This window comes from Streptomyces sp. NPDC030296, from assembly GCF_055572815.1.
The window spans coordinates 248,600-269,356 of the sequence record NZ_JBVICQ010000006.1 but is presented as its reverse complement, the minus strand read 5'-3'; the positions used below and the strand labels follow the sequence as shown (position 1 = coordinate 269,356).

General features: G+C 68.3%; 13 protein-coding genes. 4 read left to right on the top strand and 9 right to left on the bottom strand.

Going from position 1 to position 20,757, the window contains the following annotated elements; genetic code table 11:
• Window positions 1–35 precede the first annotated feature (35 nt).
• From ACZ4Z3_RS19360 to ACZ4Z3_RS19350, 3 genes are all read left to right on the top strand, one after another.
• Entirely contained in the window at window positions 36–1,253 is a 1,218-nt protein-coding gene (locus ACZ4Z3_RS19360; RefSeq protein ID WP_468502120.1) for a thiolase family protein, read from the top strand.
• Window positions 1,250–3,379, top strand: coding sequence for a 3-hydroxyacyl-CoA dehydrogenase NAD-binding domain-containing protein (locus ACZ4Z3_RS19355; RefSeq protein ID WP_468502119.1), 2,130 nt, complete (start codon window positions 1,250–1,252; stop codon window positions 3,377–3,379). Before ACZ4Z3_RS19360 ends, ACZ4Z3_RS19355 begins: the two co-directional genes overlap by 4 nt.
• 123 nt (window positions 3,380–3,502) lie before the next feature.
• Window positions 3,503–3,871 (top strand): PIN domain-containing protein, encoded by a 369-nt coding sequence (locus tag ACZ4Z3_RS19350; RefSeq protein ID WP_468502118.1) that lies wholly within the window; start codon window positions 3,503–3,505, stop codon window positions 3,869–3,871.
• A 112-nt stretch (window positions 3,872–3,983) separates the two neighbouring features.
• Here ACZ4Z3_RS19350 and ACZ4Z3_RS19345 read toward each other — a convergent pair whose 3' ends face one another.
• The 9 genes from ACZ4Z3_RS19345 to ngcE form a co-directional block, all read right to left on the bottom strand.
• Complete coding sequence (locus tag ACZ4Z3_RS19345; RefSeq protein ID WP_468502117.1) at window positions 3,984–5,498, bottom strand: amino acid permease; 1,515 nt, start codon at window positions 5,496–5,498, stop codon at window positions 3,984–3,986.
• A 183-nt stretch (window positions 5,499–5,681) separates the two neighbouring features.
• Window positions 5,682–7,601, bottom strand: a complete 1,920-nt coding sequence (dxs, locus tag ACZ4Z3_RS19340) for a 1-deoxy-D-xylulose-5-phosphate synthase (RefSeq protein ID WP_055540138.1) — start codon at window positions 7,599–7,601, stop codon at window positions 5,682–5,684.
• A 221-nt stretch (window positions 7,602–7,822) separates the two neighbouring features.
• Window positions 7,823–9,178 (bottom strand): sugar ABC transporter permease, encoded by a 1,356-nt coding sequence (locus ACZ4Z3_RS19335; RefSeq protein ID WP_468502116.1) that lies wholly within the window; start codon window positions 9,176–9,178, stop codon window positions 7,823–7,825.
• Window positions 9,175–9,966: an ATP-binding cassette domain-containing protein gene (locus ACZ4Z3_RS19330; RefSeq protein WP_468094229.1), complete on the bottom strand. Its 792-nt coding sequence runs from the start codon at window positions 9,964–9,966 to the stop codon at window positions 9,175–9,177. Before ACZ4Z3_RS19330 ends, ACZ4Z3_RS19335 begins: the two co-directional genes overlap by 4 nt.
• Window positions 9,967–10,236: 270 nt before the next feature.
• On the bottom strand, window positions 10,237–11,322 hold the full coding sequence (locus ACZ4Z3_RS19325) for a sugar ABC transporter substrate-binding protein (protein ID WP_468502115.1): 1,086 nt from the start codon (window positions 11,320–11,322) through the stop codon (window positions 10,237–10,239).
• Between the two features lie 136 nt (window positions 11,323–11,458).
• Window positions 11,459–12,658 (bottom strand): ROK family transcriptional regulator, encoded by a 1,200-nt coding sequence (locus tag ACZ4Z3_RS19320; RefSeq protein ID WP_055517883.1) that lies wholly within the window; start codon window positions 12,656–12,658, stop codon window positions 11,459–11,461.
• A 209-nt stretch (window positions 12,659–12,867) separates the two neighbouring features.
• Window positions 12,868–13,800 carry a carbohydrate ABC transporter permease gene (locus ACZ4Z3_RS19315; RefSeq protein WP_468502114.1) on the bottom strand — a complete coding sequence of 311 codons (933 nt, stop codon included), beginning with the start codon at window positions 13,798–13,800 and terminating at the stop codon, window positions 12,868–12,870.
• Between the two features lie 19 nt (window positions 13,801–13,819).
• On the bottom strand, window positions 13,820–14,749 hold the full coding sequence (locus tag ACZ4Z3_RS19310; RefSeq protein ID WP_055540133.1) for a carbohydrate ABC transporter permease: 930 nt from the start codon (window positions 14,747–14,749) through the stop codon (window positions 13,820–13,822).
• 136 nt (window positions 14,750–14,885) lie between these two features.
• Entirely contained in the window at window positions 14,886–16,355 is a 1,470-nt protein-coding gene (gene ngcE / locus ACZ4Z3_RS19305) for an N-acetylglucosamine/diacetylchitobiose ABC transporter substrate-binding protein (protein ID WP_468502113.1), read from the bottom strand.
• 482 nt (window positions 16,356–16,837) lie between these two features.
• Here ngcE and ACZ4Z3_RS19300 point away from each other — a divergent pair, with 482 nt between their 5' ends.
• The gene (locus tag ACZ4Z3_RS19300; protein ID WP_468502112.1) at window positions 16,838–20,635 is read left to right on the top strand and encodes a GH92 family glycosyl hydrolase; all 3,798 of its coding nucleotides are present in this window, start codon (window positions 16,838–16,840) and stop codon (window positions 20,633–20,635) included.
• The last annotated feature ends 122 nt before the right edge of the window (window positions 20,636–20,757 follow it).

The window sequence follows — 20,757 nt, the reverse complement described above, 5'->3', positions numbered from 1 at the left end:
AGTAGTGCCATCCCGCACCCTGGAGGAGAGCCATCGTGCCTCGTACCGTCAGGGACGTCGTCTTCGTCGACGGCGTCCGCACCCCGTTCGGCAAGGCGGGCCCGAAGGGCATCTACCACGAGACCCGCGCCGACGACCTCGTCGTGAAGGCGATCCGGGAGCTGCTGCGCCGCAACCCCGGTCTGGAGCCGGCGAAGATCGACGAGGTGGCCATCGCCGCGACCACGCAGATCGGTGACCAGGGCCTGACCATCGGCCGCACGGCGGGCATCCTCGCCGGTCTGCCGCAGTCCGTGCCCGGCTACTCCATCGACCGCATGTGCGCCGGCGCCCTGACCGCCGTCACCACGGTCGCCGGTTCCGTGGCCTTCGGTGCCTACGACGTCGCCATCGCCGGCGGTGTCGAGCACATGGGCCGCCACCCCATGGGTGAGGGCGTGGACCCGAACCCGCGGTTCGTCAGCGAGAAGCTGGTCGACGAGTCCGCCCTGTTCATGGGCATGACCGCCGAGAACCTGCACGACCGCTACCCGACCATCACCAAGCAGCGCGCCGACGAGTACGCCGTGCGCTCGCAGGAGAAGGCCGCCAAGGCGTACGCCAACGGCAAGATCCAGCAGGACCTGGTGCCGATCTCGGTGCGTCGCACCAACCCCGAGGGCGGCGAGACCGGCTGGGGCCTGGTCACCGCCGACGAGCCGATGCGTCCGGGCACGACCATCGAGAACCTCGCGGGTCTGAAGACGCCGTTCCGCGTCCACGGCCGGGTCACCGCCGGTAACGCGGCCGGTCTGAACGACGGCGCCACCGCCTCGATCATCGCCTCCGAGGACTTCGCCCGCGAGCACGACCTCCCGGTGAAGATGCGCCTCGTGGCGTACTCCTTCGCGGGTGTCGAGCCGGAGGTCATGGGCTACGGCCCGATCCCGGCCACGGAGAAGGCGCTCGCCCAGGCGGGCCTGACCATCGACGACATCGGCCTGTTCGAGATCAACGAGGCCTTCGCCGTCCAGGTCCTCGCCTTCCTGGAGCACTACGGCATCGCCGACGACGACGCGCGCGTGAACCAGTACGGCGGCGCCATCGCCTTCGGTCACCCGCTGGCCTCCTCCGGCGTGCGTCTGATGACGCAGCTGGCCCGCCAGTTCGAGGAGCAGCCGAACGTCCGCTACGGCCTGACGACCATGTGCGTCGGCTTCGGCATGGGCGCCACCGTCATCTGGGAGAACCCGCACTTCGAGGGGGACAAGTGACCACCACCGCCGAGCTTCTCAAGCAGGCCTCGGAGCTGTTCCCGGACGAGGTCGTGACGAGCGCGCACGTACGCCACCTCGACCTGCCGTTCGGCGCGGGGCGCTTCGCCCTGATCACGCTGGACAACGGCTTCGACCACACCAAGCCGACCACCTTCGGCCCGGCTTCGCTGGCGAACCTGAACACCGCCATCGACCAGGTCGAGAAGGAGGCCGCCGCCGGCGAGATCGTCGGTGTCGGCATCACCGGCAAGCCGTTCATCTTCGCGGTCGGCGCCGACCTCAAGGGTGTCGAGCTCCTCAAGGAGCACGAGCACGCGCTCGCCATCGGCAAGGGCGGCCACGAGGTCTTCAAGCGGCTGGCGACGCTCGCCGTCCCGACCTTCGCGTACTACAACGGTGCCGCGATGGGCGGCGGTGTCGAGGTCGGTCTGCACTGCTCCTACCGGACCGTCTCCGCGGCCCTGCCCGCGTTCTCGCTCCCCGAGGTCTTCCTCGGCCTGGTCCCCGGCTGGGGCGGCTGCACGCTGCTGCCGAACCTGATCGGCGCCGACAAGGCCGTCTCGGTCATCATCGAGAACAGCCTCAACCAGAACAAGCAGCTCAAGGGCGAGCAGGTCTACGACCTGGGCATCGCCGACGCCATCTTCGAGGGCGCCGACTTCCTGGAGCAGTCGCTGCTGTGGACGGCGTCCGTCCTCAAGGGCGAGATCGTCGTCGACCGCCCGGTCATCGACCGCGGTGAGGCCTGGGACCAGGCCGTCGCCAAGGGCCGCTTCATCGCGGACTCCAAGGTGCACGGTGCGGCCCCGGCCGCCTACCGCGCGCTGGACATCATCGCCGCGGCCAAGAACGGCGACCTCCAGCAGGGCTACGACGCCGAGGACACGGCCCTCGCCGACCTGATCATGGGCGGCGAACTGCGCGCCGGCATCTACGCCTTCAACCTGGTGCAGAAGCGTGGCAAGCGCCCGGCCGGCGCGCCGGACAAGTCGCTCGCCCGTCCGGTCACCAAGGTCGGTGTCGTCGGCGCCGGTCTGATGGCCTCGCAGCTCGCGCTGCTGTTCCTGCGCCGCCTGGAGGTGCCGGTCGTGCTGACCGACATCGACCAGGAGCGCGTCGACAAGGGTGTGGGCTACGTCCACGCCGAGATCGACAAGCTGCTGCTCAAGGGCCGCATCAACCAGGACAAGGCCAACCGCCTCAAGGCGCTGGTGACCGGTGTCCTGGACAAGGCCGAGGGCTTCGCGGACGCGGACTTCATCATCGAGGCCGTGTTCGAGGAGATCGGGGTCAAGCAGCAGGTGTTCGCGGAGGTCGAGGCGGTCGCCCCGGCGCACGCGATCCTCGCCACCAACACCTCCTCGCTGTCGGTCACCGAGATGGCGTCGAAGCTGAAGAACCCCGAGCGGGTCGTCGGCTTCCACTTCTTCAACCCGGTCGCGATCCTGCCGCTGCTGGAGATCGTCCGCGGCGAGAAGACCGACGACGCCTCGCTGGCCACGGCCTTCGCCGTCGCCAAGAAGCTGAAGAAGACCGCGGTGCTGGTGAAGGACGCCCCGGCGTTCGTCGTGAACCGCATCCTCACCCGCTTCATGGGCGAGATCCAGAACGTCATCGACGAGGGCACGCCGGTCGAGGTCGCGGAGAAGGCGGTGGAGCCCCTGGGCCTGCCGATGTCTCCCCTCGTCCTGCTGGAGCTGGTCGGACCCGCGATCGGTCTGCACGTCTCGGAGACCCTCAACCGGGCCTTCCCGGACCGCTTCACGGTCTCCCCGAACCTCGCGGCCGTCGTCAAGGCGGGCAAGCGCGGCTTCTACGTCTACGACTCCGGCAAGCCGGAGCTGGACCCCGAGGTCGCCGCGCTCCTGAAGCAGGGCGACGTCGTCCTGACGGAGGAGCAGGTGCGCGCCCGTGTCCTGGACGCCGTGGCGCAGGAGATCGGCCTAATGCTCGACGAGGGTGTCGTCGCCGAGGCGCAGGACATCGACCTCTGCCTGATCACCGGCGCCGGCTGGCCCTTCCACCTGGGCGGCATCACGCCGTACCTGGACCGCGAGGGCGTCAGCGAGCGGGTGAACGGCAAGAAGTTCCTGGAGCCGGGCGTGGCATCGGTCCCGGCGTGACCGCAGCCGTGTGAAGAGGGCCTCCGTCCCCGGACGGAGGCCCTCTTTCCGTGCCCGGCCCGCGCCGGTACGCCGGTGGGCGGCCGACCGGGTGTCGCCGTCCCGGGTCCACAATGGGGAAGCATGACGACCCTCGTGATCATCGACGCCGCGAACGTGATCGGTTCCGTCCCCGACGGCTGGTGGCGCGACCGGCGCGGCGCGGCGGAACGTCTGCGGGACCGGCTCGCCCGTGACGGGGTACCGGGCCGGGACGGGCCCGTGGAGCTCGTCATGGTCGTGGAGGGCGCGGCCCGCGGTGTGGAGTCCGTCCCCGGTGTACGGGTCGACACGGCCCCCGGCAGCGGCGACGACCGCATCGTCCAGTTGGTCGCCGAGGAGGGCCGGGACCGTCCGATCCTCGTCGTCACCGCCGATCGCGAACTGCGCCGCCGGGTGGGGGAACTGGGCGCCGAGGTGGCGGGCCCGCGCACGGTCCGCGGCGACGCCTGACACCTGACGACGGCTGACGGCTGACGGCTGACAGCTGACGGACTGTAGGGCCACGCGGTCCGGCCCCGTACGTGCCCGGAAAGCGGCTGTACGGGGCCGGAGCGGCACAGCGCTAGCGTCCCGGCGGTTCGATGACGTCGCCAGGCGTGGTCTCCTCGTGGCGGCCCAGGCGGCTGTGGGAGCGGCCGTAGAGGAAGTACACGACGAACCCGGCGGCCATCCACAGCCCGAACCGCACCCACGTCTCGGCGGGCAGGTTGATCATCAGCCAGAGGGACGCGCAGACCGACAGGATCGGGATGACCGGCACCCACGGGGTGCGGAACGACCGGTGCAGATCGGGGCGGGTCCTGCGGAGGATGATCACACCGATCGCGACCACAACGAAGGCGAACAGCGTGCCGATGTTCACCAGTTCGGCCAGTTCGCCCAGCGGGGTAAAGCCGGCCAGGATCGCGATGAGCCCACCGAGCAGAATGGTCGGCCGGTGCGGGGTCCTGAAACGCGGATGCACCTGAGAGAAGAAACGAGGCAGAAGGCCGTCCCGGCTCATGGCGAAGAAGACGCGCGTCTGGCCGAGCAGCAGAATCATGCAGACCGTCGTGAGGCCTACGGCAGCGCCGAAGCTGATGAAGCCAGCGAACCAGGGATGCCCGGTGTCCTTGAACGCCTCCGCAAGGGGGGCGCTCACGTCGAGTGCCCTGTAGTTCTGCATTCCCGTCACCACGATCGACACGGCGACGTACAGGGTGGTGCAGATGAAGAGCGAGCCCAGAATGCCACGGGGCATGTCCCGCTGCGGGTTCCTGGTCTCCTCGGCTGCGGTCGCCACGACATCAAAGCCAATGAAGGCAAAGAAGACGATGGAGGCGGCGGTGAAGATGCCCATGACACCGAAATTGGAGGGAGCCCAGCCGAACATCAACTGGATGAGCGGGGACTGAAGACTCTCTCCCGCAGGTACGGTCTCCGCCTTGGGAATGAACTGATCGTAGTTGTCGCCCTTGATGAAGAACGCGCCCGCGACAATCACGGTGAGAACGACGGTCACCTTGATGGCGACGACAATAGCGGTGACCCGCGCCGAGAGCTTCGTGCCGATGACGAGGACGGCGGTGAGCAACAGAACGAGCGCCGCAGCGAGGATGTCGAAGCCGAAAGTATCGGCGCCCTCCCTGCTGCCTAGCGCAGCGGGCATCTCCCAGCCCGCGTTTCCCATGAGGGACTGGATGTAGCCGGACCAGCCGACGGCCACCACCGCCGTTCCGAGCGCGAACTCCAGGACCAGGTCCCAGCCGATGATCCAGGCGGGCAGCTCCCCGAGGGAGGCATACGAGAAGGTGTACGCGGAGCCCGCCACTGGGACGGTCGAGGCGAATTCGGCGTAACAAAGCGCAGCCAAGGCGCAAACAATACCCGCCACAACGAAAGCCAGCGCGACTGCCGGCCCCGCATTCTCTTTGGCGGCCTTGCCGGTGAGGACGAAGATGCCGGTGCCGATGATGACGCCGACCCCGAAGACCGTCAGATCCAGCGCGGACAAGGATTTCTTGAGCGCGTGCTCGGGCTCCTCGGTATCGAGGATGGACTGCTCGACCTTCTTCGTCCGAAAGAGTGTGCTGCTCACAGGGTTACCTCCCACGCTTGTCGTCCTCGACATGATCGAGAGGGGGCGATGGGGGTCCCCCCGGGTCGAGCGAAGCCGAGAGCTGGGAGAGCGTATGCCCCGGCACGGGCGGTTTCACGCGAATGGGCCGGTCTCACCACCGTAAAGGATGGTGGGACCGGCCCGGACGGCCCAGACGGGCGGTCAGTCGCGCGCGGGCTCGACCTCGGAGGGCGTGCCGTCCAGCCGCCCGTCGAGCTTGGAGACGAGGCCCGTGACCTGACGGGCGATGTCGGGCGCGGTGAGCCCGATCTCGGCCATCACCTCGGCGCGGGAGGCGTGGTCGAGGAAGCGCGGCGGGATGCCGAAGTCCCGCAGCGGGATGTCGACGCCCGCGTCGCGCAGGGCCTGCGCGATCGCCGAGCCGACGCCGCCGACACGGGAGTTGTCCTCCACGGTGACGACCACACGGTGCTTGTCGGCGAGCGGCGCCATGTGCTCGTCGACCGGCTTGACCCAGCGCGGGTCGACGACGGTGGTGGTGATGCCCTGCTTGTCGAGGAGGGCGGCGATCTCCAGGCACATCGGCGCGAGGGCGCCGACGGAGACGAGGAGCACGTCCGGTGTGTCGGTGCCCGGCTCCCGCAGCACGTCCATGCCGCCCACCCGGCCCACGGCCGGTACGGCGGGGCCGACGGCGCCCTTGGAGAAGCGCACCACGGTCGGCGCGTCCGTGACCTCGACGGCCTCGCGCAGCTGCGCCCGCACCTGGTCGGCGTCGCGCGGCGCGGCGAGCCGCAGCCCGGGGACGACCTGAAGGATCGACATGTCCCACATGCCGTTGTGCGAGGCGCCGTCGGTGCCGGTGACGCCGGCCCGGTCCAGGACGAACGTCACACCGCACTTGTGGAGGGCGACGTCCATGAGGACTTGGTCGAAGGCGCGGTTGAGGAAGGTCGCGTACACCGCGAAGACCGGGTGCAGCCCGCCGGTGGCGAGGCCGGCCGCGGAGACCGCGCCGTGCTGCTCGGCGATGCCGACGTCGTAGACGCGCTCGGGGAAGGCCTTGGCGAACTTGTCGAGGCCGACGGGCTGGAGCATGGCCGCCGTGATGGCGACGATGTCCTCGCGCTCCTTGCCGAGCTTCACCATCTCCTCGCCGAAGACGGAGGTCCAGTCGGCGCCGGAGGAGGCGATCGGCAGACCGGTGTCCGGGTGGATCTTGCCGACGGCGTGGAAGCGGTCCGCCTCGTCCTGGAGGGCGGGCTGGTAGCCGCGGCCCTTCTCGGTGAGGCAGTGCACGATGACCGGGCCGCCGAAGCGCTTGGCGCGCGACAGGGCGGACTCCAGGGCCTCGATGTCGTGTCCGTCGATCGGTCCGACGTACTTGAGGCCGAGGTCCTCGAACATGCCCTGCGGGGCGATGAAGTCCTTCAGGCCCTTCTTGGCGCCGTGCAGCGTCTCGTAGAGCGGCCGGCCGACGACGGGCGTGCGCTCCAGCAGGTCCTTGCCGCGGGCCAGGAACCGCTCGTACCCGTCGGTGGTGCGCAGGGTGGCGAGGTGGTTGGCGAGGCCGCCGATGGTCGGCGCGTACGAGCGCTCGTTGTCGTTGACGACGATGACCAGGGGCCGGTCCTTGGCGTCGGCGATGTTGTTGAGCGCCTCCCAGGCCATGCCGCCGGTGAGGGCGCCGTCACCGATCACGGCGACCACGTGGTCGTCGCGTTTCAGCACCTGGTTGGCCTTGGCGAGGCCGTCGGCCCAGCCGAGGACCGTCGAGGCGTGGCTGTTCTCGATGACGTCGTGCTCGGACTCGGCCTGCGAGGGGTAGCCGGACAGGCCGCCCTTCATCTTCAGCCGGGAGAAGTCCTGTCGGCCGGTGAGGAGTTTGTGGACGTAGGACTGGTGGCCCGTGTCCCACAGCACCTTGTCCTTCGGCGAGTCGAAGACACGGTGCAGCGCGATGGTGAGCTCGACCACGCCGAGGTTGGGGCCGAGGTGACCGCCGGTCTTCGACACCGCCTCCACGAGGAAGGTCCGGATCTCCTCCGCCAGCTGGTCCAACTCCTCCAGGCTGAGCCGGTCCAGATCGCGCGGTCCCCTGATGCGGGTCAGCAGCGGCACCCGTGCCTCCTTGCAATAGTGCTGTTCGAGCGTTGCCGGGCTCGTCGAAGTCTAATCTTCCGCGTGCACCGCCGACCGCCGGGCGGGGGGAACCCGCATCGCGCGAACGGCCGTAAACCATCCTGCACCGGTCCCCGCACACGAAAACGTCCGGCCCACAAGAGAAGTGCCCGGCATCGGATGCGATGCCGGGCACTTCTGTGCGAGGGCCGTCTGCCCGTCTAGGCGCGACCCGCCGCCTTCTGGCTCCTGCGGGAGACCGAGTCGATGACCACGGCGCCCAGGAGCACCGCACCGGTGATCATGTACTGGATCGACGTGTTCATGTTGAGCAGGTTCAGGCCCGTCGTGATCGACTGGATAACGAGCATGCCGAGGAGGGCCGACCACACCGATCCACGTCCGCCGAAGAGGCTGGTGCCACCGATGACGGCGGCGGCGATCGCGAGCATCAGCGTGTTGCCGCCACCGGCGGAGAGCGTCGCGCTCGCGGTCTGACCGGCGAAGAACATACCGCCCATCGCCGCGAACATGCCGGAGATCGCGAACACGGTGATCCGGACCATCGGCACGTTGATGCCGGCACGACGGGCCGCCTCGATACCGCCACCGACCGCGAACACCTGACGGCCGTACGTGGTGCGCCGCAGCACGAAGTCCACGATCACCAGCGCGGCGAGGAAGATCACCAGCGCGTTGGAGACACCGGCCGCGTCGTTGAGCACGGCGGCGGCGACGAAGGACACGACGGCGAGCGCGCCGACCCGCAGCGCGATCTCGCTGGTCGGCCGGAACGGCACACCCGCGGCCCGACGGCGGCGCTGCTCGTTGACGTTGCCGACGAGGGAGAGCACCACGGCGAGGCCGGCCAGGATGTACGCGCCGATGATGGCCTGGTCCATGAAGAAGGAACTCTTGCCGAGCAGGCGGACCGGGCCCTCGTCGGAGGGGATGTTGATCGTGCCGCTGTCACCCAGCAGCCACAGCATCACGCCGTTCCAGCCGAGAAAGCCTGCCAGGGTGACGACGAACGCGGGTACGCCGATCCTGGCGAAGAACCAGCCGTGCAGCGCGCCGATGGCGATACCGGTGAGGATCGCGAGGACCAACGACAACCAGGAGTTCATGCCGTGGTTCACCGCGAGCACGGCGAACAGGGTGGAGGCCAGACCACTGACCGAACCCACGGACAGGTCGATCTCGCCGAGCAGCAGCACGAAGACCAGGCCGATGGCGAGCATGCCGGTGGCCGAGAGGAAGTAGCTGATGTCCGAGAGGTTGTCGGCGCTCAGGAAGAGGTCGTTCTGGAGCTGGAAGATCGTCCAGATGACGATCAGGCCGATGACCACCGGCAGCGAGCCCAGCTCGCCGCCCTTGACCTTGCGCTTGAACTCGGTGAGGTAGCCCTTGAGGCCCTCCTCGCGGATCAGCAGCCGCGGGTCCGTGACGGAGACCGGGGCCGCCGTGGGGTCGTCGGCGGGTGCGACGGTGTCCTGCTGCTCCACCACGCCCTCGCCCTCGGTGACCTTGCCGGTCGTCGCGGAGTCGCTCTTCACGGTCTTGGACGTGTCACTCACTTTGCCGCCTCCGCGGTGCGCCGCCCCGCACGACGGGTCACGGCGTTGTCCGTGGCACCCGTGATCGCGGCGATGATCTCTTCGTGGCTGGTGTCCTTCACGGGGAAGGAGCCGTTGTTCTTGCCCAGCCGCAGCACGGCGACGGTGTCGGCGACCGCCTTGACGTCGGCCATGTTGTGGCTGATGAGGATGACGGCGAGGTCGCGTTCCCGCAGCCGCTCGACGAGGTCGAGGACCTGCGCGGTCTGCTCGACACCGAGGGCGGCGGTGGGCTCGTCGAGGATGACGAGCTTGGGGTCGCCGATCAGGGCGCGGGCGATCGCCACGACCTGGCGCTGACCACCCGACAGGCTCGCGATCGGGATACGCACGCTCGGGATGCGGATGGAGAGCGTGGACAGCAGCTCGCGGGAGTTCTTCTCCATCGTCACCTCGTCGATGACGCCTCGGTGCAGCAGCTCGCGACCGAGGTAGAGGTTGCCGACGACATCGAGGTTGTCGCAGAGAGCCAGGTCCTGGTAAACCGTCGCGACGCCGAGTCCCTGGGCGTCGTGCGGCTTGTTGATCCTCACCGGGTTGCCCTGCCACTCGATGACACCGTCATCGATGGGGTGGACACCCGCGATCGTCTTGACCAGAGTCGACTTGCCTGCGCCGTTGTCGCCCACCAGGGCGACCACTTCTCCGGCGTGGACCTCCAGATCGACGTCGGTGAGGGCCTGGACCGCACCGAATCGCTTGGAGACTCCGCGCAACGCCAGCACGGGCGTAGCGGACACGTGAACCATCTCCTTCGCCGCCTGACCGGCGGGGATGCCGCGCTTGGGGGTGTGCGCGGAGTGACGTGCGGAGCGCGGCGGGAGGGCCGCGCTCGCACCGTGGTTTACAGGGTGAACATGCCTGGATCCGCCGCGCTCGGCGGCGGGTTCCGTCCGGCGCCCGCCCCGCAGCGGGGTCTGTTGGCGGGGCGGGCGCCGGCGGGGCTTCACGGGGCCGCTCGGCCGTCCGGGCCCGGGCCCCTCAGCGGGACCCGGACCGGATGACGCGCGGTGGCGTGACTACTCCAGGCCGGCGGACTTGCAGGCCTTGGCGTACTCGGCGGTGCAGATGTCCGCGACCGTGTACAGCTTGTCCTTGACGACCGTGTCGTTGATGTTGTCCTTGGTGACCGAGACCGGGGTCAGGAGCTTGGCGGGCACCTTGTCACCGGAGCCGCTCGTCACCTGCGTGTCGGCGAGGTTCTTGATCTCCTTGCCCTCGAGCAGCGCGACCGCGAGCTCGGCGGCGGTGTCGGCCTCCGGCTTGTAGGCCTTGTAGACCGTGGAGGACTGGGTGCCGGCGACGATCCGCTGGATGGCGGCGAGCTCGGCGTCCTGGCCCGTCAGGGGGATGTCGCCGATCTTGGCGCCCTTGAGGGTGTTGGCGATACCACCGGCCATGCCGTCGTTGGCGGCGTAGACACCGGCGATGTTCTTGGCGCCCAGCTGGGTGATCGCCGCGGACATCTTCTCGGCGGCGACGGTGTCCTTCCAGAGGCCGGACTGCTCGTAGGCGATGTCGACCTTGCCGTCCAGCGCCTTGTGGGCGCCTTCCTTGAACTGGGCGGCGTTGGGGTCGGCGTCGTCACCGTTGATCATGACGACCTTGGACTTCTTGGTCGCCTTGTCGCCGAGCGCGTCGAGCAGGGCCTGGCCCTGGAGCTCGCCGACCTTGACGTTGTCGAAGGAGACGTAGGCCGAGACCGGACCCTGGGCGAGGCGGTCGTAGGCGACGACCTTGACACCCTTGTCCACCGCGGACTGGATGGAGGACTTGATCGCGGCGGAGTCCTGCGCGGAGACGACGATGACCTTGACGCCCTTGGTCACCATGGTGCTCATCTGCTGAGCCTGCTTGTTCGGGTCAGCAGCGGCGTTCGCGTACTGGACGTCACAGTCGGAGCAGAGCTCCTTGACCTTCGCCTCGAAGTACGGCTTGTCGAACTTCTCGTAGCGCGCGGTGACGTTGTCGGGCAGGAGCAGACCGATGGACTTGCTGTCCGAGCCACTGCCGCTGTCCGAGTCGTTGTCGTCGCCGGCCTTCCCACAGGCAGCCACGGAGAGCGCCAGCGAAACCGCGGTGGCGCCGATCACGACTCTACGCATCGTTGCGTTCATTTGGGTTGTGCCTCCCTGACACGGGCCGCAGCACTGCGGCCGAGGTGGCTGGAAGTCAACTCGGCCACACGTGCGACGTCAAGAAGTAAATCCTTAACGGGTTGGCAACGGCGTGTTTCGTTCTCTAAGTGAAGGCAGGGGTTGCTGCGGACAGGGTTCCGTCCAAAAGGGTTGAATCACCCATCTCGCTGAGCGCCAGCGCGAGGGCCCCGAGGACCTCCGCGCGGCCGCCAAGCGCCCCTGGCAGCACCGAGAGTTGACGTGCGGCACTCGGGATCGCGTACCGGCCGACCGACTCCCTTATGGGCCCGAGCACCAACTCCCCGGCCTCGGCGAGATCGCCACCGAGGACCACGCGGCTCGGGTTCAACAGATTGCAGAGATTGGCGACTCCACTGCCGATGTGGCGGCCGACGTCGGCGATCACCCGGCGACAGCCCGGATCCCCGTCCCTCGCCAGCCGCACGACGCCTTCCATCGTCAGATCGGTCCCGTGGCTGGACTGGAGGAGCGGCAGCACATGGCGCGCCGCGGCGAAGGTCTCCAGGCAGCCGCGGTTTCCGCAGCGGCAGACCGGTCCGGATTCATCAAGAGTAATATGCCCGATTTCTCCCGCTGTGCCACCGGGGCCCCGGTAGATCTTGCCGTCGATGACCAGGCCGGCGCCGACACCGCTGGCCACCTTGATGTAGGCCAGGTCGCGCACCCCGCGTCCGCTGCCCCAGACCAGCTCACCGAGGGCGCCGAGGTTGGCGTCGTTGTCCACGTGGACCGGGACGCCCAGACGGTGGCCCATCTCGGCGGCCGGGTTGGTGCCGGTCCAGCCCGGCAGGATGGCGGTGGAGCCCAGCGTCCCGGACTCGACGTCGATCGGTCCGGGCACACCGAGGCCCACGCCCGCGATCTTCGTGGGATCCACCCCGGTGGCCTCGATCAACCGGGTGACCAGTTGCTCCGCACGATCGAACCCCTGGGTGGAGGAGGCGTCCACGTCGAGCGGCTCGGACTCCTCGGCCAGCACCTGATGAGCGAGGTTCCCGATCGCGACGCGCAAATGGGTGTGCCCGAAGTCCACGCCGATGACAATCCCGGCGTCGCCGCTGAGGGAGACCGCGCGAGCCCGGCGTCCACCCGCCGATGTGGGCGTGACCTCGACCGTTCCGCCGTCCTTGAGCTCGCGGACGATGTTGGAGACCGTGGCCGCGGACAGACCCGTCGTCCTGGCGATCTCCGCCTGCGTGAGCGAGCCGGCGAGACGCACCGCTCGGACGACGCGTTCGAGATTTGCTCGGTGCAGCGACGACTGCGACCCCGGAGTCTCCATCGACTCATCCACTCCTGTCCCAGGCCGGACGGCCCCCGCCGCCCGTGACCCAGGTCAAAGCCGCGGATCCCGGGTCACTTACAAGTTGTGAACTCCAAGCTCCGCTGAACGGGTTACCGCAGTCAAGTCCTTGACGGAAACTGGCGTCGCCAATCGACCACTAAATGTCACTGGGGCGCTACGTCGGGGTCGTCCGGAAGCCCTCCTTACTACTTCAGGGTCGCCGACGTCAGGCCGGCCTGCACCTGGCGCTGGAACGAGAGGTAGACGACGAGCATGGGGATCATCGCGATGGTGACACCTGCGAAGAGAACGGGCAGGTCAGAGGCGTATCCCTGCTGTTGTTGGAGCTGGACCAGGCCCTGGGTGAGGACATAGCGCTCGGGATCGTCACCGCTCTGCGGCTGCATGAGGACGGTGGGCAGGATGTACTGGTTCCACTGGCCGAGGGTGTTGAAGATGCCCACGCTGATCAGGCCCGGCTTCGCCATGGGCAGCATCACCTGGAAGAAGGTCCTGGTGTGGGAGGCCCCGTCCAGGATCGCCGCCTCGAAGACCGCCGTGGGCAGGGTCCGGAAGAAGGCGTGCATGAAGAACACGGTGAACGGCAGCGAGTAGGCGACGTAGACCAGGATCAGGCCCTGGTAGCTGTTCAGCATGTCGAGGCGCTTGACCATGAAGAACAGCGGGACCAGCGCCAGGAACACCGGGAACATGGCCCCGGCGACGAAGAAGAAGTACAGCAGCCGGTTGCCCCAGAACTGGTAGCGGGCCAGGACGTACGCGGCCATCGAGCCGAACAGCATGGTCAGCGGCACGGAGAAGACCAGCACGATGACCGTGTTGAGGAAGTAGTCGCCGATGCCCTTGTCCCAGGCGCGGGAGAACACGTCCAGGGACCAGTTCTGCGGCCAGCCGAAGGCCGAGCCGCCGATCTGGGCGTCGGTCTTGAAGGAGCTGAGGATCAGCCACAGCAGCGGCAGCACGATCATCAGGGCCCACAGGGCGAGGAAGCCGTGCGAGAAGACGTTCAGGACGACGCCTTCCCCGCGTTCGTCACCGGGGCTGGTCCCGCTCTTGGTCACGGCCGGACCGGTGGGGGCCGAGTCGCCGGGGGAGGCGGTCTTGAGGGGTGCGCTCATCGTTCCGTCATCTCCGGCTTCAGAACTCGATGCGTTCACGGCGGGTGGCGCGCAGCATGACCACCGAGACGATCAGGGTGAGGAGCAGCATCACCACGCCCATGGCGCAGGCGTAGCCGCTCTTGCCGTACAGCAGGAAGTTCCGCATCATCACGGTCGCCATGACCTCGCTGTGGTGATCGGGGCCGCCGCCGTACTCCCCCGCCGTCATCGTGGAGACCAGGATGAACATGTCCATCGCCGCGATGCCGAGGTAGACCCAGGCGGTCTGCACCGAGTCCCAGAGCAGGGGCAGGGTGATCCGGAAGAAGGTGTGGGCGCGGCCGGCGCCGTCGATCAGCGCGGCCTCGTAGATGTCCCTCGGAATGGCCTGCATGGCGGCGGAGAACAGCACCAGATAGAAGCCGACGCCGTGCCAGACGACCACCGCGATCAGCGCCCAGAGCACGAAGTTCGGTTCGTTCAGCCATTCGACGGGGCCGCTCTCGTCGACCAGCCCCAGTTTCATGAGGAAGCCGTTGAGCATGCCGCCGCTGTCACTGCGGTACACGGCGCCGAACAGCACCGCGAGAATGGCCAGCGACAGGACCTGCGGAAAGAAGTAGACGATCTTGTAGAAGCCCGATCCGGCGACCCCCGAGACACCGCCGGCCCGGCCGCGCCCGCCCGCGTTCAGCATGAACGCGAAGAACAGCGCGAGCAGAATGGTGATCACCGGGATGAACACCAGGAACAGGATGTTGTGCCAGATGGCCTTGAGGAAGATGTCGTCCTGGAACAGCGCGGTGTAGTTGTCCAGCCCGACGAAGTTGAACGTCTGGGACTGCCCCTTCCAGTCCGTCAGCGAATAGCCGAAGGTCTGGAGATAGGGCCAGATGACGAAGATCAGATAAAGCGCCACGGGGATGAACAAAAACCCCGCGACGAACCGGTACTGCCCTTTGCGCATTGGCGTGATCCTGCCTTGGGTTACTTGAGACGAAGGGCCCGCACGCTTCGGGGCGCGGGGAACTGTGCGACAGCCATCCACGGTGGACCGCCGGCCCACCGCACCACTCAGCCCCCCACGACGCCCGAAGGCCCGCTCAGTCCCGGCGGTTCTTCTTGGAATCCGGGTCCTTCGCCTGCTTGTCCACGGCCGCCTGCGCCCGCTTCAGCCACTCGGCCGGCTGGATCCGCTTCGCCATCAGCTCGTTCGACGCGTTCTGGATCGCCGTGTCCATCTCGCTGTACCACTCGGTGTACAGGTAGCGGAAGGTGTTGTCACCGGCGGCCTTGGACGCCTCGACCGTGGACTGCGTGCCGGGCCGCAGCTGTACGCCGGGGTCGACACCGTCCTTGAGGATGGTCAGGGAGTTCGCCTCCTTGGCGAACAGCGTCGACCATTCCTTCGACAGCATCATCCGCATGAACTCCTTGGCCGCCGGCAGGTTCTTCGCCTTGGCGGGGATGATGAACGGCTCGCCGGAGCCGGCCCGGATCGCCTCGAACGGCATCTTGCTGTCGGGCAGCAGCGGCATCGGCATGAACTTCATGTCGAAGTCGGCCGGGGTCTGCTTGAGCTGCTCGTTCTCCAGCCAGGAACCGGAGGTGATGAACACGGCCTTGTACTGGTTCCAGCGGGTCTGGGACTCGGTGTGGGTGAGGCCGTTGGTGCCGGGCATCAGATAGCCCTTCTCGACGACCTCGTAGATCGCCTCGACACCGGCCTTCGCCGCGTCGGAGCCGACGAACGCCTTCGGGTCGAGGTTGTCGATTGCCTTCATCGCGTCGAGGCCGCCGGTCTTGGCGATCAGGTCCATGATGGCGACGTTGATGTAGTACGGGTACTTGCCCTGGTGGGCGAGGCCGCCGATGCCCTTGGCCTTGGCCTCCTTGCAGATGGTCAGGAAGTCCGCCCAGGTCTTGGGCTCCTCCCAGCCGTTCTCCTTGAACAGCTTGCCGGAGTACCACAGGCCCCACACCGTGTAGATGTAGTTCAGGGCGACGACCTTGTCCTCCTGCATGCCCGCGTCGAGCGTGCCGGGGATGAGGGTGTCGCGGACCTTCTTGGCGGGGTCGTCGATCGAGGGGGCGTCCAGGACCGCGGCCAGGTCGAGAAGCTGGTCGTTCTTGTAGAGGACGTCGATCGGGATCTGCTGGGCACCGGAGTCGTCGACGATGTCCGGCGGGTTGCCCGCGTTGAACCGGGGCTGGAGCTTGCCGGTGATCTCCTGGGTGCCGGTGTGCGTTGAGGTGACGCCCCACTTCTTCTGGAAGGCGGCCTCCCACGCCTTGGCGTAGGCGTCGCCGTAGCCGCCCTTGAAGATGACGACGTCGAGCTTGCTGCCCTTCTTGACGCCGAAGGGGTTGGACTTGGACGTCTCGCCCTGGGCGTCCTCGGAGGAGTCGTCGTCCCCGCCGCCGCTCGCGCAGGCGGCGAGGAAGCTCATCGTGGGGACGGTGATCAGGCCCAGCGCGGCGGATCGCTTGATCAGATCGCGGCGGCCCACACCCTCCGCGGTGGTGGTGCCGGGGGCCTCGGGTTCGTTGTTCTCAGCGGTCGTGGATCCCATGCTCAAGTCCTCGCCTTCTCCAGGACTCAGGCGGTGAACCGGATCCTCCCGGCACCGCGATCGGTTCAAGCTGGGGTCGTGCGTGAGGATTCAACAGGGGCAAGACGGCGGTCCGCGCGCGGACACGTCCGCGCCCACCGGTAATTCCCCCCAGGTAGTGCCCGTCCACCGTCGTGCGACCACGATGCGGACGCCGACAGGTATAGTCCACTTCCCGCCAAGGGAGCAAGATCGAATGCAAGGTTGGCCGTCGGTCTTTTCCGAGTTGAGACCTCGCGGAAATACGAGCGTCCGCGCGCCGCTCGACCACAAATTCCCCGCCGTCCGACCCGGATGGCTCACTCAACACCCTTGACACCACACAGCACTTGAACCCCTACTGGTCCCTGCGCAACACGGCAGACAACGTTGTCCACTTCGGGTCGTCCCTTGATCGTCCAGGCGGTCGGGCGGGTGATCAGGCGCAGGGAGGGTGCTCGCGGATGCGGCACGGATGGGGTTCCACGGTGGCGCTCGGCGCCGCCGCGTTCGCTCTGGTGGTGGCCTCGCAGGGGGCCGCCGTCGCGTTACCAGCCCGACCGGCGGCAGCCGACCGGGAGTTCAGTTCCTCCTTCGAGTCGGGGGATCCGGCACCCGACTGGACCGACACCGTCGACACGGCGCCGGACGGCTCCCCCCGCGCCTCAGGGGTCGACGGCGGCTACGCCACGGGCATCCCCGGCAACATCACCGACCGGGTGACGGAGGTCAGGGCGAGCGGCGAGAACACCTCCGGCGGGGAGGTGAAGGAGAACCTGGTCGACGGGGAGCCGGGCACCAAGTGGCTCTCCTTCCAGCCCACCGCCTGGCTGGAGTTCGACCTCGACCGACCCGTCGAGGTGGTGACGTACGCGCTGACCTCGGCGAACGACGCCGAGGGGCGCGATCCGAAGGACTGGACCCTGAAGGGTTCCACCGACGGCAAGGAGTGGCGGACCCTCGACACCCGCACCGGCGAGTCCTTCCCCGAGCGGTATCTGACCAAGTCGTACGACATCGCCGCCGACGCGGTCGCCGGGTACCGGCACTTCCGGCTGGACATCACCCGGAACAACGGGGCCTCCACCATCACCCAGCTCGCCGACGTGCAGTTCTCCACCGGCGGCGGCCAGACGCCCGCGCCGAAGGAGATGCGCACCCACACCGACCGGGGGCCGAGCGGCTCGGCGACCGCCAAGGCCGGGGTGGGCTTCACCGGGAAGCGGGCGCTGCGCTACGCCGGCCGGCACACGGCGGACGGCCCGGCCCACTCGTACAACAAGGTCTTCGACGTGGACGTGGCCGTCGGGCGGGACACCGAGCTGGCATATCGGATCTTCCCGTCCATGGCGGACGGCGACCTGGACTACGACGCCACCCATGTCGCGGTCGACCTGGTCTTCACGGACGGCACCTCGCTCAGTGAGCTGCGCGCCGTCGACCAGCACGGGTTCCCCCTCACGCCGCGTGGACAGGGCGCGGCGAAGGTGCTGTACGTCAACCAGTGGAACGACGTCGTCTCCCGGATCGGGTCGGTCGCGGCCGGGAAGACGGTGGACCGGGTCCTGGTGGCGTACGACTCCCCGAAGGGACCGGCGAGGTTCCGCGGCTGGCTCGACGACGTGACCCTGCGGGTGCGGGCGCCCGAGCGGCCGAAGGCACATCTCTCCGACTACGCGGTGACCACCAGGGGAACGAACTCCAGCGGCGGCTTCTCCCGCGGCAACAACTTCCCGGCGACGGCGGTCCCCCATGGCTTCAACTTCTGGACGCCGGTGACCAACGCGGGCTCGCTCAGCTGGCTGTACGACTACGCGCGGGCCAACAACGGGGACAACCTGCCGACCGTCCAGGCGTTCAGCGCGAGTCATGAGCCGAGCCCCTGGATGGGTGACCGGCAGACCTTCCAGGTGATGCCGTCGGCCGCCGCCGGCACCCCCGACCTGGGCCGCACGGCGCGGGCGCTGGCGTTCCGGCACGAGAACGAGACGGCCCGGCCGTACTACTACGGGGTCCGCTTCGAGAACGGGATCAAGGCGGAGATGGCGCCGACGGACCACGCGGCGGTGCTCCGCTTCACCTATCCGGGGGACGACGCGAGTGTCCTCTTCGACAACGTCACCGACCAGGCGGGCCTGACCCTCGACAAGGAGGCCGGGGTCGTCACGGGATTCTCAGATGTGAAGTCCGGGCTGTCGACGGGCGCGACCCGCCTCTTCGTGTACGGGGTGTTCGACAAGCCGGTGACCGGCGGCGACTCCGCCGGGGTCAGGGGCCACCTCCGTTTCGACGCGGGCGCGGACCGGACGGTGACCCTCCGCCTGGCCACCTCCCTCATCAGCCTCGACCAGGCGAAGGACAATCTGCGCCAGGAGATCCCGGAGGGCACCGCCTTCGAGAGGGTCCGGGACCGGGCGCGGGCGCAGTGGGACCGGCTCCTCGGCCGGGTGGAGGTCGAGGGCGCGACCCCCGACCAGCTGACCACGCTGTACTCCAACCTGTACCGGCTGTACCTCTACCCCAACTCGGGCTTCGAGAAGGTCGGTTCGACCCACCGGTACGCCTCGCCGTTCTCCCCCATGCCGGGCCCGGACACCCCGACCCACACGGGCGCGAAGATCGTCGAGGGCAAGGTGTACGTCAACAACGGCTTCTGGGACACCTACCGGACGACGTGGCCGGCCTACTCGCTGCTGACGCCGTCCCGGGCGGGCGAGCTGGTGGACGGTTTCGTGCAGCAGTACAAGGACGGCGGCTGGACCTCCCGCTGGTCCTCCCCCGGGTACGCGGACCTGATGACGGGCACCTCCTCGGACGTGGCGTTCGCGGACGCATACGTCAAGGGCGTCGACTTCGACGCGAAGGCGGCGTACGAGGCGGCCGTGAAGAACGCCACGGTCGTCCCCCCGAACCCGGGCGTCGGGCGCAAGGGCATGGCCTCCTCCCCCTTCCTCGGCTACACCGCCACCGACACCCACGAGGGCCTGTCGTGGGCGCTGGAGGGCTACCTCAACGACTACGGCATCGCCCGGATGGGCCGGGCCCTGTACGAGCGGACGGGTGAGAAGCGGTACCGGGAGGAGTCGGCGTACTTCCTCGACCGGGCGCGGGACTACGTGCAGCTGTTCGACAAGGACGCCGGGTTCTTCCAGGGGCGGGACGCCACCGGGAAGTGGCGGCTGGACTCGTCGGCGTACGACCCGCGGGTCTGGGGCCACGACTACACGGAGACCAACGGCTGGGGATACGCGTTCACCGCGCCCCAGGACAGCAAGGGCCTGGCGAACCTGTACGGCGGCCGCGCGGGGCTGGCGAAAAAGCTGGACACCTACTTCTCCACGCCGGAGACGGCCTCGCCCGACTTCACCGGCTCCTACGGCGGCGTCATCCACGAGATGACCGAGGCACGAGACGTACGGATGGGCATGTACGGCCACTCCAACCAGGTCGCCCATCACGCGATCTACATGTACGACGCGGCCGGGCAGCCGTGGAAGGCGCAGGAGAAGGTCCGCGAGGTGCTGTCCCGGCTGTACGTCGGCAGCGGCATCGGGCAGGGCTACCACGGCGACGAGGACAACGGCGAGCAGTCGGCCTGGTACCTCTTCTCGGCGCTCGGCTTCTATCCGCTGGTGATGGGCAGCGGCGAGTACGCCATCGGCTCGCCCCTGTTCACCGAGGCGACGGTCCATCTGGAGAACGGCCGGGACCTGGTGGTCCGGGCCCCGAAGAACAGCGCGAGGAACGTCTACGTTCAGGGCTTGAAGGTCAACGGCAAGACATGGCGGTCGACGTCGCTGCCGCACGCGCTGCTCGCGAAGGGCGGGCTCCTGGAGTTCGACATGGGCCCGAGGCCGTCGCGGTGGGGCACGGGTGAGAACGCCGCGCCGGTGTCGATCACCAAGGACGACAAGGTGCCGTCGCCGCGCTCGGACGCCATCGAAGGTGACGGGGAGCTGTTCGACGACACGTCGTCGACGAAGGCCACGGTGACGACGGCGGACCTGCCGGTGCCGGCCCGCACCAGGGCCGTGCAGTACACCCTGACGTCCGCCGACCGCGCCGAGGCCCCCACCGGCTGGACCCTCCAGGGCTCGGCCGACGGCACCACCTGGCGGACCCTCGACAGGCGCTCCGGTGAGTCCTTCACCTGGAACCGCCAGACCCGCGCCTTCTCCGTCCCCACCCCGAGGCCCTACCGCCACTACCGCCTGCTCCTCGACACCCGGTCGACCCTCGCGGAGGTGGAACTGCTGTCGTGACACCGAGCGCGCCAACACGGTGAGAGACCAGGGGCCCGGCGGCTCGTCGGGCCCCAACTGATTTGACGGCGTGGGACGTTGAGGGGATAGAGTGTTGTATAGACCACTCGACAACGTTGTCT

Coding starts and splice junctions, on each gene's coding strand:
- ACZ4Z3_RS19300 (WP_468502112.1), top strand. CDS start 16,838: ATGCGGCACGGATGGGGTTCCACGGTGGCGCTCGGCGCCGCCGCGTTC.
- ACZ4Z3_RS19310 (WP_055540133.1), bottom strand. CDS start 14,749: ATGCGCAAAGGGCAGTACCGGTTCGTCGCGGGGTTTTTGTTCATCCCC.
- ACZ4Z3_RS19350 (WP_468502118.1), top strand. CDS start 3,503: ATGACGACCCTCGTGATCATCGACGCCGCGAACGTGATCGGTTCCGTC.
- ACZ4Z3_RS19315 (WP_468502114.1), bottom strand. CDS start 13,800: ATGAGCGCACCCCTCAAGACCGCCTCCCCCGGCGACTCGGCCCCCACC.
- ACZ4Z3_RS19320 (WP_055517883.1), bottom strand. CDS start 12,658: ATGGAGACTCCGGGGTCGCAGTCGTCGCTGCACCGAGCAAATCTCGAA.
- ACZ4Z3_RS19325 (WP_468502115.1), bottom strand. CDS start 11,322: ATGCGTAGAGTCGTGATCGGCGCCACCGCGGTTTCGCTGGCGCTCTCC.
- ACZ4Z3_RS19330 (WP_468094229.1), bottom strand. CDS start 9,966: ATGGTTCACGTGTCCGCTACGCCCGTGCTGGCGTTGCGCGGAGTCTCC.
- ngcE (WP_468502113.1), bottom strand. CDS start 16,355: ATGGGATCCACGACCGCTGAGAACAACGAACCCGAGGCCCCCGGCACC.